This is a genomic window from Rhodococcus marinonascens NBRC 14363 (assembly GCF_001894885.1).
Taxonomy (GTDB): domain Bacteria; phylum Actinomycetota; class Actinomycetes; order Mycobacteriales; family Mycobacteriaceae; genus Rhodococcus_F; species Rhodococcus_F marinonascens.
Window position 1 is genome coordinate 68,262 of record NZ_BCXB01000011.1, and the last position, 15,659, is coordinate 83,920.

The 15,659-nt window shown below is 65.6% G+C and carries 16 protein-coding genes; 2 read left to right on the forward strand and 14 right to left on the reverse strand.

Annotated features, from left to right (window positions below; translation table 11 throughout):
* Positions 1–31: 31 nt before the first annotated feature.
* From whiA to rpe, 10 genes are all read right to left on the reverse strand, one after another.
* Positions 32–1,015, reverse strand: a complete 984-nt coding sequence (gene whiA, locus RM2_RS10140; protein ID WP_072688776.1) for a DNA-binding protein WhiA — start codon at positions 1,013–1,015, stop codon at positions 32–34.
* On the reverse strand, positions 1,006–2,070 hold the full coding sequence (locus RM2_RS10145; RefSeq protein ID WP_072688778.1) for a gluconeogenesis factor YvcK family protein: 1,065 nt from the start codon (positions 2,068–2,070) through the stop codon (positions 1,006–1,008). Before RM2_RS10145 ends, whiA begins: the two co-directional genes overlap by 10 nt.
* On the reverse strand, positions 2,067–2,933 hold the full coding sequence (gene rapZ, locus RM2_RS10150) for an RNase adapter RapZ (protein WP_174553845.1): 867 nt from the start codon (positions 2,931–2,933) through the stop codon (positions 2,067–2,069). The genes RM2_RS10145 and rapZ overlap by 4 nt, the downstream gene beginning before the upstream one ends.
* Positions 2,934–3,015: 82 nt before the next feature.
* Positions 3,016–5,157, reverse strand: a complete 2,142-nt coding sequence (uvrC, locus tag RM2_RS10155; RefSeq protein WP_072688782.1) for an excinuclease ABC subunit UvrC — start codon at positions 5,155–5,157, stop codon at positions 3,016–3,018.
* 65 nt (positions 5,158–5,222) lie between these two features.
* Positions 5,223–5,675: a PH domain-containing protein gene (locus tag RM2_RS10160; protein WP_072688784.1), complete on the reverse strand. Its 453-nt coding sequence runs from the start codon at positions 5,673–5,675 to the stop codon at positions 5,223–5,225.
* A gap of 13 nt (positions 5,676–5,688) precedes the next feature.
* A complete protein-coding gene (gene ribH / locus RM2_RS10165) occupies positions 5,689–6,180 on the reverse strand; it encodes a 6,7-dimethyl-8-ribityllumazine synthase (RefSeq protein ID WP_072688786.1) in 492 nt (163 codons plus the stop codon).
* Positions 6,177–7,430: a bifunctional 3,4-dihydroxy-2-butanone-4-phosphate synthase/GTP cyclohydrolase II gene (locus RM2_RS10170; protein ID WP_072688904.1), complete on the reverse strand. Its 1,254-nt coding sequence runs from the start codon at positions 7,428–7,430 to the stop codon at positions 6,177–6,179. Before RM2_RS10170 ends, ribH begins: the two co-directional genes overlap by 4 nt.
* Positions 7,431–7,511: 81 nt before the next feature.
* Positions 7,512–8,120 carry a riboflavin synthase gene (locus RM2_RS10175; RefSeq protein WP_072688789.1) on the reverse strand — a complete coding sequence of 203 codons (609 nt, stop codon included), beginning with the start codon at positions 8,118–8,120 and terminating at the stop codon, positions 7,512–7,514.
* Positions 8,121–8,147: 27 nt separating this feature from the next.
* Positions 8,148–9,203, reverse strand: a complete 1,056-nt coding sequence (gene ribD, locus RM2_RS10180; protein ID WP_084721715.1) for a bifunctional diaminohydroxyphosphoribosylaminopyrimidine deaminase/5-amino-6-(5-phosphoribosylamino)uracil reductase RibD — start codon at positions 9,201–9,203, stop codon at positions 8,148–8,150.
* Between the two features lie 29 nt (positions 9,204–9,232).
* Entirely contained in the window at positions 9,233–9,916 is a 684-nt protein-coding gene (rpe, locus tag RM2_RS10185) for a ribulose-phosphate 3-epimerase (RefSeq protein WP_072688794.1), read from the reverse strand.
* Positions 9,917–9,973: 57 nt separating this feature from the next.
* Between rpe and RM2_RS10190 the strand changes: the two genes are divergently transcribed.
* Positions 9,974–10,312, forward strand: coding sequence for an MmcQ/YjbR family DNA-binding protein (locus tag RM2_RS10190; RefSeq protein ID WP_072688796.1), 339 nt, complete (start codon positions 9,974–9,976; stop codon positions 10,310–10,312).
* Positions 10,313–10,330: 18 nt separating this feature from the next.
* Here RM2_RS10190 and RM2_RS10195 read toward each other — a convergent pair whose 3' ends face one another.
* The 4 genes from RM2_RS10195 to RM2_RS25610 form a co-directional block, all read right to left on the reverse strand.
* Positions 10,331–11,764, reverse strand: coding sequence for an RsmB/NOP family class I SAM-dependent RNA methyltransferase (locus RM2_RS10195; protein WP_072688905.1), 1,434 nt, complete (start codon positions 11,762–11,764; stop codon positions 10,331–10,333).
* 22 nt (positions 11,765–11,786) lie between these two features.
* The gene (fmt, locus tag RM2_RS10200; protein ID WP_072688798.1) at positions 11,787–12,710 is read right to left on the reverse strand and encodes a methionyl-tRNA formyltransferase; all 924 of its coding nucleotides are present in this window, start codon (positions 12,708–12,710) and stop codon (positions 11,787–11,789) included.
* Between the two features lie 668 nt (positions 12,711–13,378).
* A complete protein-coding gene (locus tag RM2_RS10205; protein ID WP_072688799.1) occupies positions 13,379–14,500 on the reverse strand; it encodes an MFS transporter in 1,122 nt (373 codons plus the stop codon).
* A 338-nt stretch (positions 14,501–14,838) separates the two neighbouring features.
* Entirely contained in the window at positions 14,839–14,970 is a 132-nt protein-coding gene (locus RM2_RS25610; RefSeq protein WP_281250408.1) for a hypothetical protein, read from the reverse strand.
* A 390-nt stretch (positions 14,971–15,360) separates the two neighbouring features.
* Between RM2_RS25610 and RM2_RS24455 the strand changes: the two genes are divergently transcribed.
* Positions 15,361–15,519, forward strand: a complete 159-nt coding sequence (locus RM2_RS24455) for a hypothetical protein (protein ID WP_169846703.1) — start codon at positions 15,361–15,363, stop codon at positions 15,517–15,519.
* The last annotated feature ends 140 nt before the right edge of the window (positions 15,520–15,659 follow it).

Here is a 15,659-nt window from a genome sequence, read left to right on the forward strand (position 1 = left end):
ACGCCGCAAGGGTCCGACCTCGGTGAGCCGCTTACTCGTCGTCGAGAAGATCCGCGGTGACGGCCGACTCGGTGTCGGGGATACCGGTCTCGTTGGCCTTGCGGTCCGCCATCGACAGCAAACGCCGAATCCGACCGGCCACAGCGTCCTTCGTCATCGGTGGGTCTGCGAGTTGCCCGAGTTCCTCGAGTGACGCCTGTCGATGCTCGACTCTGAGGTGGCCTGCGGCGGCCAGATGGTCCGGCACCTCGTCGGCCAGGATCTCGAGCGCGCGCTCTACCCGAGCGGCGGCCGCGACGGCTGCGCGGGCAGACCGGCGCAGGTTGGCGTCGTCGAAGTTGGCGAGACGGTTGGCCGTCGCCCGGACCTCCCTGCGCATCCGGCGTTCCTCCCACACCAGCCGGGTGTCTTGGGCTCCCATTCGGGTGAGTAGGGCGCCGATGGCCTCGCCGTCGCGGATCACCACCCGGTCGGTACCACGAACCTCACGCGCCTTCGCGGAGATGCCGAGCCTGCGGGCTGCGCCGACCAGTGCGAGCGCCGCCTCGGGTCCAGGACAACTGACCTCGAGGGCCGACGACCGTCCGGGCTCGGTGAGGGAACCGTGTGCCAGGAATGCACCGCGCCATGCCGACTCCGCGTCGGCGACGCTTCCCCCCACAACCTGCGCGGGGAGTCCCCGAACGGGACGTCCGCGCAGGTCCAGCAACCCGGTCTGGCGGGCGAGCGCCTCACCTTCCTTCGCGACGCGCACGATGTACCGCGAAGACTTCCGCAGCCCGCCTGCGCTCAGGACGTGGACATCGGCGCTGTAGGTGAACAGATCGAAAATCTCACGGCGCAACCTCCGCGCAGTGGAGCCGAGATCCACTTCCGCCTCGACCACTACCCTGCCGCCGACGATGTGTAATCCCCCCGCGAACCGCAGCAGCGATGAGACCTCAGCCTTCCTGCAACTCACATGAGTGATGACGAGACGACTGAGTTCATCTTTGACCTCCGCTGTCATTGCCACGAAGCGCTCTCTCTTTCCTCTGGTGTCTCGGCCACGGTTTCCTCTAGTGTCTCCGCCACGGTTTCCTCTGGTGTCTCCGACATGGTGCTCCTCACGGAACCCTGATCGGGGTCTTTGGGGAGCTGTTCGAAAACGGACGCAAGCTTGCCTGCGTGGTGTGTGTGTGTGCCGTGTTCCGACACGTCGGCGTAGACGACGCGTGCACGAAGCTGCCCGGCGGCACGGGCGAGATGCTCGCGTTCGCGTCCCTGCGGGACAGAACCCGAATCCACCACGACGAAGTCGACGGTCAGTTCGGGGGCGTGTTGGGACAGTATGTGGAGATGACGCTCGGTGGAGAAGCCTGCGGTCTCGCCCGGCTCGGGGGCCAGGTTGAGCACCAGCACCTTCCGTGCTTCCGTGACGATCAGGGCGTCGAGGAGATCCGGCACCAGGACATGCGGAATGACACTGGAGAACCACGATCCGGGCCCGAGGACGACCATGTCCGCAGCGGCGATTGTCTGAACCGCATCGGGGCACGCCGGCGGATTGGCCGGCAACAGTCGTACCCGGCGCACCTTGCCCGGAGTGGTCGCGACCGCGACCTGTCCGCGGATGCAGCGGCTGACTCGCGGGTCAGCCTCGAGACCCTGCACGTCCGCCTCGATGTCGAGGGCGATCGGCGACATCGGCAGGACGCGCCCGTTGATCCGCAGCAACCGTGCGAGTTCATCGAGCGCGGCCACAGGGTCACCAAGGACTTCGGTGAGGCCGGCAAAGATGAGATTTCCGACCGAATGCCCAGCCAGGGCACCGATTCCGCCGAAGCGGTGTTGAATGGTCTCCGTCCAGTCCCGCACGTCGGGGTCATCCGCAGCGAGTGCGGCGAGCGCCATCCGCAGATCACCTGGTGGGATGACACCGAGTTCGGCGCGGAGGCGTCCCGACGATCCCCCGTCGTCCGCGACGGTGACCACAGCGGTGACATCACGGCTGAGTCGCCGCGCCGCGCTGAGGGTGGCGAACAGTCCGTGTCCCCCGCCGAGAGCAACGATCGCAGGCACAGTCTTCATTCGCGCCCCAGATCGCGATGGACCACACGCACGTTGACCCCGGAGTCCTTTCCGAGGCGGCCCGCCAGTGCCTCCGACATCGCGACACTGCGATGTTTACCGCCGGTACAACCCACCGCGATGGTCATATAGCGCTTTCCTTCCCGACGATATCCCGCGATCGTCAGATCCAGCAGATGGTGATAGGTAGCGAGGTAGTCCTCGGCACCGTCCTGGGTCAACACGTAGTCCCGCACGTCCGCACTCTGCCCGGTGCGCGGCCGCAGCTCGGGGATCCAGTACGGATTGGGCAGGAACCGGACGTCGCAAACGAGATCGGCGTCCATCGGGAGACCGTACTTGAAACCGAACGACTGAACTGTTACTTGCATCGTCCTATTGCCGGCCTCACCGAACGCGTCCTCGATCTTTTTGCGCAATTGGTGCACGGCCAGAGAGGACGTGTCGATCACCAGGTCTGCAGCCGCCTTCACCTTCGCTAGTTGATCGCGCTCCGCGGCGATGCCCTCAGAGAGCGTGCCCTCCGCTCCGCCACCGGACAGTGGGTGGCTGCGACGGACCTGCTCGAATCGGCGTACCAGGACCTCGTCGGAGGCGTCGAGGTAAAGCACCCGCGTATGCACCGGCTTGCTCTCCAGTTCGACAAGGACAGAGCCGAGGTCGCCGGTGAACAACCTGCTGCGCACGTCGATGACGACGGCGAGGCGTTCGAGCCGGGAATCTGATTCCAGACTCAGATCCACCATCCTGGAGATCAGTTCCGGGGGCAGATTGTCCGCAACATACCACCCGAGATCCTCGAGGACGTTCGCCGCAGTCTGCAGACCCGCTCCCGAGAGGCCGGTGACCAGAAGAAAATCCATCCGCCGAACCGTGTGTGTGCTGTTGTTCCGCGCATGCTGCTCGTTCACTCGACACCTGTCCGTTGCGAAGCGTTGTGTCCCACTACGTCGTGCTGTCCCGCTGTCCTGCCCGCTCGTGCTCGATACCTGTGCCGCCCCCTCCGCTTGTGCCCGATTCGTTCCGATCGGGTTCATCATCCACCACTCCCGCCATCGGCGCAGACAGTTCCTCAGCGCCGAGAGCGGCCAGGACTGCCTTCGCGGTGGCGGTACCAATGCCCGGCACCGCCGTGATCTCCTCGACACTGGCCCGTTCGAGGCGTGCGATGGATCCAAAATGCGTCACCAGCGCCTTGCGGCGGGTGTCACCGAGACCCCGCACCGAGTCGAGTGCAGACGCCGTCATGCGCCGGGAACGCTTACTGCGGTGGAACGCAATCGCGAAGCGGTGGGCCTCGTCGCGAACCCGCTGCAGCAGGTACAGGGATTCGCTGGTGCGTGGGAGGATCACCGGATCCTCCTCCCCGGGAACCCACACCTCCTCGAGTCGCTTCGCCAACCCGACCACGGCGACGTCGGTGATCCCCAATTCGTCGAACACGGCCGACGCCGCCGCGACCTGCGGGGCGCCGCCATCGACCACGAACAGGTTCGGCGGGTACGCGAAGCGCCTGGGCCTGCCTGTCTGTGGGTCGATCGCCGCCTCCGGCGCCGAGTCGCCACCGTCACCACCCGCCACCCCGTCCGCGTCGGCCGCCTCAGTCCGCAGTACCCCTAGGTCACGATTGTGCCGGAGGAACCGACGACGAGTGATTTCCGCGATGCTGGCTACGTCGTCGGAGCGGCCCTCGCCTGCGGCCTCCTTGATCGAGTAGTGACGATAGTCGGATTTTCGCGGCAGACCGTCCTCGAAGACGACGAGCGAGGCCACCACATCGGTGCCCTGTACGTGGCTGATGTCGACGCACTCGATGCGCAGTGGCGCCGAATCCAAATCGAGGGCCTCCTGAATTCCCTGCAGGGCAGCGGACCGTGACGTGAAGTCACCGGCGCGGCGCAACTTGTGCTGCGCGAGCGCCTCCATCGCGTTGCGCTGCACTGTCTCGGCGAGAGCCTTCTTGTCGCCGCGCTGGGGCACTCGCAACCGGACCGCCGATCCACGAAGGCCGCTCAGCCACACCTGCACCTGCTCGGCGTCGGGGGGCAGCACGGGTACCAGGACCTCCCGCGGCACCCCGTTGGTGCCCGCCAGGGAGTCACCCGACAACGCCGCCTGCTCGCCGTAGAACTGGGTGAGGAACTGCTCCACGAGCAGCGGCAGGTCCGACCCAGCATCGGAATCGACGGCGGCCCAGTCGATGACATCGCCTGCCTTCTCGACCACCCAACCACGCTGACCGCGTACCCGGCCGCCGCGGACGTGGAAGACCTGAACCGCGGCCTCGAGTTCGTCGGCCGCAAACGCGACGAGGTCGGCGTCGGTTCCGTCGCCGAGCACGACAGCCTGCTTCTCGAGCGCCCGCCGCAGGGCGCCCACGTCGTCACGCAGGCGTGCGGCCAGTTCGAAGTCGAGTTCATCGGCCGCCTCGGCCATCCGGGACTCGATCTCCCGGACCAGTTTGTCGGTGCGCCCCGCCAGGAACTCGCAGAATTCCTCCACGATCTGGCGATGTTCGAGAGCGGATACCCTGCCGACGCACGGCGCGGAGCACTTGTCGATGTAGCCGAGTAGGCAGGGGCGGCCGATCTGGTTGTGACGCTTGAATACCCCGGCGGAGCAGGTTCGGGCCGGGAATACCCGGAGCAGCAGATCGAGGGTCTCGCGGATGGCCCACGCGTGTGAGTAGGGGCCGAAGTAACGCACACCCTTTCGTCGGGGCCCGCGGTAGACGAACAGCCGTGGGTATTCCTCGTTCAGAGTGACAGCGAGGACCGGGTACGTCTTGTCGTCGCGGTAGCGGACGTTGAACCGCGGATCGAATTCCTTGATCCAGTTGTATTCGAGTTGGAGCGCTTCGACCTCGGTGCTCACCACGGTCCACTCGACGCTACCGGCCGTCGTCACCATCTGCCGGGTGCGCGGGTGCAGCGTCGAAATGTCGGCGAAGTAGGAATTCAGCCGTGAACGAAGACTCTTCGCCTTCCCGACATAGATGACCCGGCCGTGTGGGTCACGGAACTTGTAGACCCCCGGTCCGACCGGAATCGTTCCGGTCGTGGGGCGATACGTCGAAGGATCTGGCACCCCTCCACGTTAGTCGGCACCACCGACCAACCCGGCATCATCGATGGGCAGGGAAGTCGGACCGATCAGGTTGGGGCGTACTCCGACACGAGTTCACGGAATCGGCGCACTGCGTCCACGGCGTACTCACCGTCGTTCGACTGGATGGCCATCACGGCGATGTACTCGTCGTCAGGTAGTTCGATCCGAGCCCACGCCGCCCCTTCCGGAAAGGACAAACCCTCGTACAGGTCCCAGTCGACGATGCGCTCACCGAGCACGTTCCGCACTGCAATTCCGCGGGGCCCGATCTGGACCCTCGGGCGGGTCAGCAGCAGGACCCCGGACGCGAGTAGAAAGCCGATGCCGGCGAACGCCACCTGGTCAGCAAATCGGAAGTAGACGCCCGTCGAATCGCCGCGCAACAGAATCGCGAACGTCACGTGAACGACGACGAAGAGAGTTGCCACACCGAACGCAAATCTGCGCGACTTACGGGGCTTCGCCACGAACTGCCACTCGGATGCCGAGGCGGTCATGAAATGTGCCCGATCACGCGAGGGCATCCTCGGTCCGGCGCAGTCTCACCAGGGTGACCGCGGCATCGAGCGCGGCGGCACACGCCTGGCCGCCCTTGTCCTCGACCGAGCCCGGGAGTCCACTGCGCTCGACGGCCTGCTGCTCGGTGTCCGTCGTCAGGACACCGTTTCCGACCGGCGTGCTCTCGTCGAGCGACACCCGGGTCAGGCCCGCCGTCACTGCGTCGCAGACGTATTCGAAGTGCGGGGTGCCACCGCGAATCACTACACCGAGGGCGACGACAGCATCGTGGGTGCGGGCGAGGGCCTGTGCCACGACCGGAAGCTCGATCGCACCGGCGACTCGGATCAACGTGACATTCTTCAGGTTCGACTCGGCCGCCACCCGCTGCGCGCCGGCGATCAGTGCCTCCGAAATCTCGGCGTGCCAACGTCCTGCGACGATGGCGAGCCGAAGGTCGCCGGCCTCGTCCAGCTTCAGGCCGGGCAGTCCCTCGCGGCTCACAGCATCTCACCTGCCTCGAAGTCGTCGAGCCCGATCATGTCGTGGCCCATACGGTCGCGCTTCGTGCGCAAGTACGTCAGGTTCTCGGCATTCGCGCGCAGCGGCATCGACACCCGCTCGGTGATCTGCAGCCCGTACCCATCGAGCCCGACCCGCTTGGCGGGGTTGTTGGTGAGCAACCGCATCGAGGAGATGCCCAGGTCCACGAGGATCTGCGCGCCGATGCCATAGTCGCGGGCGTCGGCGGGTAGGCCAAGCTCGAGATTGGCGTCAAGTGTGTCCGAACCAGAATCCTGCAGTTGGTAGGCCTGCAGTTTGTGCATCAGTCCGATACCGCGGCCCTCGTGTCCGCGCATATAGAGGACCACACCGCGGCCCTCCTGCGCGACCATGTCGAGCGCGGCCTCGAGTTGCGGACCGCAGTCGCATCGGAGCGACCCGAAAACGTCACCGGTGAGGCACTCGGAGTGCACGCGCACCAGCACGTCACCGCCTTCACCATCCGGACCTGGGAGGTCGCCGCGGACCAGTGCAACGTGCTCCACGTTGTCGTAGATGCTCCGGAAACCGACGGCGGTGAACTCACCGTGCCTGGTGGGGATGCGCGCGGCCGCGATCCGCACCACCTGTTTCTCGTGCCTACGGCGCCACGCGATGAGATCCGCGATCGAAATCAGTGCGAGGTCGTGGTCGTCGGCGAAGACCCGGAGTTCGTCGGTCTGCGCCATCGCGCCCTCGTCCTTCTGGCTGACGATCTCGCAGATCGCACCTGCTGGGCGCAGGTTGGCCATCCGGGCCAGGTCGACGGCCGCCTCGGTGTGGCCCGGGCGGCGCAGCACCCCGCCCTCCTTTGCGCGCAGCGGCACGACGTGACCGGGGCGCGTGAAGTCGTGGGCGACGGTACTCGGGTCGGCCAGCAACCGCATCGTGGCGGCGCGGTCGGACGCGGAGATACCGGTTCCGATGCCCTCGCGCGCGTCGACGGTCACCGTGTATGCGGTGCCGTGTTTGTCCTGATTGGTGGAGTACATCGGCGGGAGACCCAGACGGTCGCAATCCGTGCCGTCGAGCGGCACACAGAGGTAGCCGGACGTATACCGAACCATGAACGCAACCAACTCCGGGGTGGCTTTCTCCGCAGCAAAGATGAGGTCTCCCTCGTTCTCGCGGTCTTCGTCGTCAACGACGACGACAGCCTTGCCTGCGGCGATGTCCGCAACGGCGCGCTCGATACTGTCGAACTTGGTCACGTGCTCGGTCTCCAAAAGTCGTGTCTTACGCATCTTCGAATACAGCGGATACATCCGTAGGATGCTCCTCAACAGTACGACTCAGCGTCCGGCCGCTTGCAGCCGCTCCACATACTTCGCGATCACGTCGACCTCGAGGTTGACGTCCGTACCGACGGTCGCGTTCCCGAGCGTGGTCAGTTGCAGGGTGGTCGGGATGAGCGAGATCTCGAAGAACTCCTCCCCTCGATCGCCGCCGAGCGCCGACACGGTCAAAGACACGCCGTCGACCGTGATCGATCCCTTCTCGACGACGTACCGGGAGATGGCGTCGGGAAGAGTGATGCGCACGACCTCCCAGTTCTCGGACCGACTGCGGCTGATGATGTGCCCGGTACCGTCGACGTGTCCCTGCACGAGGTGACCGCCGAGTCGGCTGTTCAGTGCGGCGGCCCGCTCGAGGTTGACGCGACTGCCCACGTCGATCTTCTGCAGGCTCGACCGGTTCAGCGTCTCCTGCATCACGTCGGCGGTGAACGAGCCATCCGCCAGCACCTCGACCACGGTCAAACACACCCCGTTCACCGCGATCGAATCGCCGTGTGATGCATCGGAAGTGACGACCGGACCATGAACGGTGAACCGCGCGGCGTCGGCCAGTTCTTCCTTGCCGACGACTTCACCCATCTCTTCGACGATCCCGGTGAACACTGTGGCTACTCCTATGTTTCTGGGCGATCAGGGGTTTTGTGGGCTGTCAAGGTTGCCGACCCCTGCTGGAACCAGACTCAACAGCAGATCGGTGCCGATTGTTTCGACCGACTCGTGACGGAAGCGCAGGGCGGCGTCGATCGTGCGCACACCCGCCTCCGCCACCGCAGCCGTACCGGCGCCGAGAACCAGTGGTGCGAGGTACGCCTGGATCCGATCGATCCGGCCTGCGGAGAGGAACGCGCCCGCCAGTCTGGGCCCGCCTTCGAGCAGAACGTCGGTGTACTCGGCAAGCGCGGCGAGGACCTCGTCCACGTTCCGCGTGCGCAGCAGCAGTGTGGGTGCCGAGTCGTCGAGGATGTGGGCGCTCACCGGAATTTCTGTGAGGCCGACGACAACGCGCACCGGTTGATGCGCTGCGAGCGATCCGTCGGCCATCCGCGCCGTCAGTCGCGGATTGTCGGCCAGCACCGTTCCCGTACCGACCACTATGGCGTCGAGTTTCGCCCGGTCCGCATGAACCCGTTCCCTGGCATCCGGACCGGTGATCCACCGACTGGTGCCGTCGGCGGCGGCACTGCGACCGTCTAGCGTGGCCGCGTACTTCCAGGTCACGTGGGGTCGGCCAGTGCGCTGCCGGTGGAGCCATGCCCGCAATGGGCCGCGTTCCACCTCTTGCTCGCGCAGACCGGCGCCCACCTCGATTCCGGCCGAGGCGAGCGTCTCCGCACCGCCTGCCGCTTCCTGGTTGGGATCGCCCACCGCGTAGTACACGGCAACGACACCGGCGTTGATGAGAGCCTGCGAGCACGGCCCGGTCCGGCCCTGGTGATTACACGGTTCCAGCGTGACCAGCGCCGTGCCTCCGCGCGCGGCATCACCCGCCTCTCGCAGTGCCACGACCTCCGCGTGTGGACCGCCTGGAGGCTGCGTCATACCGACACCGGCGATGCGCCCGGAAGAATCGAGCACCACGGCGCCCACCGCAGGATTGGGGCTCGTGAATCCGCGAGCCGATTCCGCAGCGCCGATGGCGATCTGCATCGCCGCATCGAGGTCTGCTTCCGAGTTCTTGTGTCGCACAGGTGCTTTCATGATCCCGTGGCCCGCCGTTACTGCGGCGGTGCCAGATGCGGTGACGCCTTGGCTGCCGCGGTCCTCAAGGCGCGCACCGCCTCTGCAGGGTCGCTGGCGCCGTAGACGCCGGAACCGGATACGAAGCAGTCGACGCCTGCCTCCGCGGCAGCCTCGATGGTGTCTGCGTTGATACCGCCGTCGATCTCTACGACCAGTGTCAATTCGCCGGAGTCGACGAGGCGTCGAACCGACTTCGCCTTGGCAAGCACCTCCGGGATGAACGACTGGCCTCCGAAACCGGGTTCCACGCTCATCACGAGGAGGGTGTCGAAGTCCTTCAAGATCTCCAGGTACGGCTCGATCGGTGTTCCGGGCTTGACGCTGAGTCCGGCCTTGGCCCCTGCCGCGCGGATATCCCTGGCCACGGAACGGGGGTCGTCGGTCGCCTCGGCATGGAACGTGACGTTGTGCGCGCCGGCCTCGGCGTAGAGCGGCGCCCAGCGTCCGGGATCGTCGATCATGAGATGGCAGTCGAGCGGAATGTCCGTCGCCGCGAGCAGGCTCTTCACTACAGGAAGGCCGAGTGTCAGGTTCGGCACGAAGTGCGCGTCCATTACGTCGACGTGCAACCAATCGGCACCGTCGACGGCCTTCGCCTCCTCGGCGAGACGCGCGAAATCCGCAGACAGAATGGACGGTGCGATCATCGGGGTTGCCACACGCCGAGTTTAGTCGTACGCGCGTCCCGGCCCGAGAACGCGGTCCATAATGGCCACATGCAGACCTGGACGGATGTGGTGGAGATCGGGTTGTCTCTGCCCGATGTCGAGGAGAGTACCGCGTACCGGACCCCGGCGCTGAAAGTGGCGGGCAAGTTGCTCGCCCGGTTGCGAGTCGAGTCGGACGGCGCGCTGGCAGTGATGTGTGGCTTCGACGAGAAGGCCGCGCTGCTGGCAGAGGGCGACCCGTACTACACCACGCCCCACTACGACGGATACGGTTCGATCCTCATTGACCTCGAGAAGGTTGACGTCACCGAGTTGACCGAACTGCTCCGGCGGGCGTGGCGCGTCACGGCGCCCCCCGATCTCCGCAAGCGGTTCGATCAACTCTGACCTGAGTGAGGGGCGTCGTCAGCTCAACGGCTTGCGCAATGCCGCGAAGAACATTGCGTCGGTGCCGTGGCGGTGTGGCCACAACTGAACGCTCGGGCCGTCCCCCAGATCGGGCACACCAGGAACCAACTCGCGCGTGTCGAGGGCCGTCACGCCGTAGCGGCGTATCGCGTCGGCGACCACCGCGACGGTCTCCGACAAGTGCGGCGAACACGTTGCGTACAGAACCACCCCACCCGGGCGTACCAGAGATATTGCCGACGCGAGAAGTTCCCGCTGCAACTTCGCCAGTCCGGCCACGTCGGACGGTTGCCTGCGCCACCGCGCCTCCGGGCGACGGCGCAGCGCACCCAGACCAGTACACGGCGCATCGACCAGGATGCGGTCGTACCCGCCGTCGAGTCCAGGATCACGACCGTCGGCGACTTTGACGTCGACCGGGAGTTCCTTGGTCGTCTTCCGGATCAGTTCGGCACGGTGTGCGACCGGTTCGACCGCATCGAGTCTCCCGCCCTCGATTCCCGCGAGGGCACCGAGGAGAGCCGCCTTGCCGCCCGGACCTGCGCAGAGGTCGAGCCAGCGACCTTCGTCCGGCCCCTCCAAGGGGGCTAGCGAAAGCGCCCGGGCCACCAACTGGCTGCCCTCGTCCTGAACACCGGCAAGCCCCTCACGGACGGCATCGAGCAGACCCGGGTCGCCGCCGTCGAGGTAGACCGCATAGGGCGAGTACCGTCCCGCGTTGCCGCCGGTCACCAGAGCGAGTTCCTCCGAAGAGATCTCACCCGGCCGAGCGACAAGATGCACTGCCGGTCTGGCGTCGTCGGCGACGAGCGCTTCCTCGAGTTCACCGGCGTCGGGGCCGAGCGCGTCGGCGAACACCTGCGCGATCCACGTCGGGTGGGCGTGCTCGAACGCCAACCGACCCACTGGGTCGGCGGGAGCCAGCCGCTCCACCCATTCGAGTTCCGTACGCTCGGACACCCGGCGCAGCACGGCGTTGACGAAGCCGGCCTTACCGGGGCCCAATTCTGCGCGCACGAGGTCGACCGAGGTCGCGACCGCTGCATGTGGGGCCACGCGAGTGCGCAGCAGTTGGTAGGCGCCGAGTTGAAGGACGTCGAGGATCGGGCCGTCGATCTCAGCGATCGGCCGGCCGGCACAGTCGGCGATGACCGCATCGAGAAGTCCCCGCGCACGCGCGGCGCCGTAGGCCAGTTCCGTGGCGAGAGCCGCGTCCCGGCCGTCGAGGTGCCGGTCTCGCAGGAGGCCGGGCAGTACGAGGTTCGCGTAGGCGTCTCGCTCGCGGACCGCGCGCAACACGTCCCTCGCAGCCATACGCGGCTGATCGAGGCTCGCCTGGGCTGCGTCGGGGCGGGGCGCCTGGCGGGGACGGTCGTTCCTTGCCCCCGAACCGGACTGGCCGCGCCGGGCCGGTCTTCTGGATTCACTCACTGTGCCCATTCCTTCGCTACGCTCACTGTGCCCGCACCTTCCCGTCGAGTCGTGCGCCGCGCACCCAGTCCAGGGCGGCCATCTGTTTCTTACCTTGAGGTTGGACAAGATCGAGTCGCACCGCCATCGTGGAAGTGCCGATCAGGAAGCCTGCCTTGCTCACCGAGATCTCCCCCGGTTCGAGTCGCTCCTCCGTGGGCGTGACGGGACCTACCTTGACCCGCAGGTCGCCGATCGTCGTCCAGGCACCGGGAGCCGGGGTGACCGACCGGATGTGCCGGTCCACTACCGCAGCCGCTCTGTCCCAACGGATCCGGGCAGCCTCGACTGCCACCTTGGGCGCATACGAGACACCCTCGGCCGGTTGCGGGACCGCGGAGATCGCGCCGGCCGCTATTCCGTCGAGAACAGACTCGAGGAGCACCGCTCCGCTATCGGCCAGTCGCCCGAGGAGATCACCGGCGGTGTCGGTGTCACGGATTCGTTCAGTGACAACCCCGTAGACCGGACCGGTGTCCATACCCGCCTCGAGCCGGAACGCGCTCGCGCCGGTCATGTCGTCGCCCGCGCCGATGGCGGCCTGAACGGGCGCCGCTCCACGCCACGCCGGCAACAACGAGAAGTGCAGGTTGACCCAGCCGTGGACCGGGGTGTCGAGAACCTTCTGCGGTAGCAGTGCGCCGTAGGCGACAACGGGTGCACAGTCGGGTGCGAGGTCAGCCAGTCGGGTGAGGAACTCCGGGTCCGAGGAGCGGCCGGGAGTCAGCACCTCGATACCGTGCGAGTCGGCGAGTTCCCCGATCGGCGAGCGGACCACCTTGCGTCCACGTCCGGCCACCGCGTCCGGTCGGGTGATCACTGCCACGACGTCATGGTGCGGTGAACGGATCAGCCGTTCGAGCGAAGGCACTGCGGGTTCGGGCGTTCCGGCGAAGACTATGCGCACGTCAGCGACCCATACGGTGGGCGGTGGACCGCGGTGCGGGCCGACACGATTCTCACGAAGAAAAACTCCCCTTGCTCGGTGATGTGTCGACCAGTCTAAGGACTCGGGTCACGGCGACAGCACTCGGCGAGCAATCGCGCAGACCCCGCGGCGACCCCGGTTGCGGTAGCTGGAGTCGAGGCGCCTGCGAACCCGATGCCGCCGGGGCGATCGAACACCCCGCGACCAGTGGCGACAGCAGATCGAGGCCGGGCACCGAGACACGGTGGCCGAACAGCATCAACTCATCGAAGCAAGCACCAACGGGTCAGCCGAGCAGGTCACGCAGACCCAGGCACCGTTGACCGACCTCCAGATCGCCACCCTCGGAATCTGACTCGGCGACCACCGCCCCCACATCCGCGGCAAGATCCGCGAATACATATCCCTGCAGGCACTGGTTGGACGACCTTGGTGTGTATCACTTCTGATGAGCCAGAGTCGAGGATGGCCCGGAATCGTTCAATAGTGGGAGCCCAACCCCGATGAACACCGCCCCATCGTCACCCGCGCAAGGCATCCGCCTAGTCACATTCGGTCACTTGGTTGCACCGAACCCACGCACGCCAGGCACGAGCAGTGCCAACAGCACCGAAGCGAGAAGTACCGCCAACCCGATCCACGCGGCTTCACCGACACCGATTATTTGACGCCGCGACGCCGCCCAGGACTGCACCCAGTGGTGCCAGCGCAGCACTCGCGAGTGCATCGACCGACATCACTCGCCCCAACGTTTGTCGAGGGATTCTTTCTTGCAGGGCAGTGATCCAGAGAACCCCGAACACCGCCAGTCCGACCCCGGCAGCGCAGAAGCCCACATACGCGACCCACATTGGCCCGTTGACAATCAGCGACGCGAGGACCAAGCCTTGGAGTAAGAGCGCGAGGATAGCGACGGCCCCTACCCGAGTGGTCTTCACACGCAGGGCGAGGATCGCACCGCCGATTGCACCAGCGGCCTCGGCAGCAAGCAGAAAGCCATACTGAGCCTCCGCCGATCGCGCTTCGAGCCATATTGGAACGAGTACTGCGAATGGCGCCATGACGAGACCGACCTGTACGGCGCCTTGACACATCACTGCGAGGATCCAGGGGGTACGAGTGACCGTTCTGAGGCCGTCGAAAATTCCGGATGGATCGCGGACCGCTTCTCCCCTGGACATGGACGGCGGGCAGGTCAGTAGGACGAAGATGGATGTAACCGCAATCACCGCTGCGATTGGGAGGACATTCTCGATTGCACCGGTGAGTGCGACGACGCTGATCAGTCCAGGCGCGATGATGGCAGCGACTTTCGAACTCAACGACCTCAACGCATTTGCGGGCCTTCGCAGGTGCGGATCAACTACCTCCCCTATGTAAGTGCTGTATGCAGGCCGGAACACGCCAATACCGGCCCCAGCGATAACCCCTGCTGCGATGAGAGCGACAAGACCGTCGGTGGAAAGATAGATCGCGACAAGGCCAACTACACTCACTCGCGAGATATCCGACACGATCAGAATGCTGCGCCTCGAGACCGCGTCGAGCAGCAGGGTCGCAGCGGCGAGCACAACCAGGCCACCAACACCCGAGGCAGCAACGAAAGCCGCGATATCGCTACCACCGGATTGTCTGCTGACGAGCAGCATCGGCACGCCGGCGGCGATCAATCCATCACCGATCATGTTCAATGCCTGAATTAGCGCCAGCCGTACGAATACCGGGTCACGCAGTACCGTCGCGGCTCCGTCCTTCTGTGCAACTCTCATGCCAGGACCTCGAGGATGTCAGTCGCGATCGACCTCAACTGATGCCTGTAAGGATCGTATTGGCGGTCGACCCATACCGATTGGGCAACGGCTTGGTCATAGAGAAACTCGTTTACCTCGAAACCTCCGTTGTCGAGCCAGTCTCGCGCGAGTCGCGAATGATGTGCCAGCCTCTCCCGCCAGGTCTCCCTCGATCGGGGCAGTAACATAACCCACAGATCCGTGTTCGTCTTCATCGATTGCAGGCCGGGTACGGCGATCAGTCCGCCGGACGTGTCAACAAGGGTGTGAGACCCTTCCAGAACGTGATCCCGAGGATCAGTTGGCAGGCACAGGAGTCAGTTGGCAAACGCTGGGGTGTTTGCGAGTTGCTTGTCGTAGTTCACCCGGTCGGCCCGGACATCGAGGAGTGGCGGGTAGGTGTAGCCGCGTCGCGAACGGCGGCGTCGAATACTACGCAGCACCGCCACGCAGTGGACGTGACCACCGGTGGGTGGACCCGTTACCGATGGCCTCGAACGTGTTGTGGGGGCGGCGATCTTCATCCGCGCCGACACCGGTCAACTGGTGGACTCACCGGGTGAGGCGTCCGTGTTGGTCACCCCCACGTGCACAGCGAGCAACATCGGCGCGATCTACTGGTTGACCGTGCAGGGTCCGGATGCCCCTAGCCGACTGAGATCCCCTCAGATTTCGCGCCGACCGCGGTCGTTACGTGTGAACCCGATTGGGGCGGTGGGACCGTGGACGGATTCGCTGCCTGGATCGAGACACAACGGCGGGGTAATCTCGAGGCCATTCTGGGGGCATACGCGGAACCGTCCGAGCCGCGCGACACGTCGTGTCTCACTGACCAAGAGATGCCCCCGACTGTTTGGCTGGTCAATGACGAGGGCCAGGGGATGCGGCCGGTACTTCCGCAAACGGAATGCGATTCGTACAAGCGCGAGGTGATCGCATCGATCGAGCAAATGCCGGTGACCGGCAGGATCGTCCAGCAGGTGGCGTACGCTCCGTAAAGCATTGTCGTCACACAGGTTTATGCACCGAGCAGCGTCCCGAGCAGCCGACCGCCCGGGGAACGCGGCGGCATCTCGCCCTACGAGTCCGTCCCCGTTTTCGGTCGCTCCGCGCCGATCATCCTCTGCAAGACTTTCGT

Bases quoted from the DNA above. Each gene is read 5' to 3' on its own strand.
- RM2_RS10160 (WP_072688784.1), bottom strand. From the start codon at position 5,675: ATGACCGCCTCGGCATCCGAGTGGCAGTTCGTGGCGAAGCCCCGTAAG.
- RM2_RS24455 (WP_169846703.1), top strand. From the start codon at position 15,361: ATGCCCCCGACTGTTTGGCTGGTCAATGACGAGGGCCAGGGGATGCGG.
- RM2_RS10190 (WP_072688796.1), top strand. From the start codon at position 9,974: ATGCAGACCTGGACGGATGTGGTGGAGATCGGGTTGTCTCTGCCCGAT.
- RM2_RS10145 (WP_072688778.1), bottom strand. From the start codon at position 2,070: ATGAAGACTGTGCCTGCGATCGTTGCTCTCGGCGGGGGACACGGACTG.
- rapZ (WP_174553845.1), bottom strand. From the start codon at position 2,933: ATGGATTTTCTTCTGGTCACCGGCCTCTCGGGAGCGGGTCTGCAGACT.
- RM2_RS10205 (WP_072688799.1), bottom strand. From the start codon at position 14,500: ATGAGAGTTGCACAGAAGGACGGAGCCGCGACGGTACTGCGTGACCCG.